The organism is Paeniroseomonas aquatica (assembly GCF_030409335.1).
Lineage (GTDB): Bacteria > Pseudomonadota > Alphaproteobacteria > Acetobacterales > Acetobacteraceae > Belnapia > Belnapia aquatica.
In genome coordinates, this window is the sequence record NZ_JAUFPN010000040.1 from 1 (window position 1) to 703 (window position 703).

1 protein-coding gene is annotated in these 703 nt (G+C 66.4%); it reads left to right on the plus strand.

Annotated elements, in window-relative coordinates:
* Window positions 1-649: IS110 family RNA-guided transposase (locus QWZ14_RS05195; protein WP_290315511.1), on the plus strand; the 649-nt coding region annotated here is incomplete at its 5' end.
* Window positions 650-703: the final 54 nt, after the last annotated feature.

A 703-nucleotide genomic window follows, 5' to 3' on the forward strand; every position in this document is an offset into this window, starting at 1 on the left:
GCTGGTGGGTGAGCGGACGGCGCTGATCAACCAGCTGCGTGCCTTTCTGCTGGAGCGCGGGATCATCGTGCCGCAGGGACGGCGCAAGCTGGAGCTTTACCTCGAGACCTTGCTGGCGGCAGAGCAGGTTTCGCTCAGCCCACGGACCCGCCTTTTGATTGAGGACCAGCAGGCCGAATGGCGTGAGCTAGACCGCCGCATCGAGGCCTTTGACGAGGAGTTCGCACAGGAAGCCAAGACGGACGAGGCCGCCCGGCTGCTGTTGACGATCCCGGGGATCGGGCCGCTGAACGCGACAGCGTTGGTCGCGGCGATTGGCAAGGCCGAAACCTTTGGACGTGGCCGGGACCTGGCAGCCTGGATGGGGCTCGTGCCGCGGCAGATGACCACGGGAGGCAAGCCGAAGTTGCTAGGGATCAGCAAGCGCGGCAACGGCTACCTGCGCAAGATGCTGATCCACGGCGCCCGTGCTGCCCTGCCGACGCTGTCCAAGAGCGAGACGCCGTTGGGCAGTTGGCTGCGTGGCCTGACGGCCCGGGCTCACGTGAATACCGTGGTGGTGGCGCTGGCCGCCAAGCTGGCGCGGATCATCTGTGCGGTGCTCAGGACCGGGCAGAAGTTCGAGATTCAGGCGGCGACGGTGTCGTAGCCAAGGAGATCGGCCGTTCGAGCTCACCCGGCGTGGGCGGCTGTATGAGGTCTG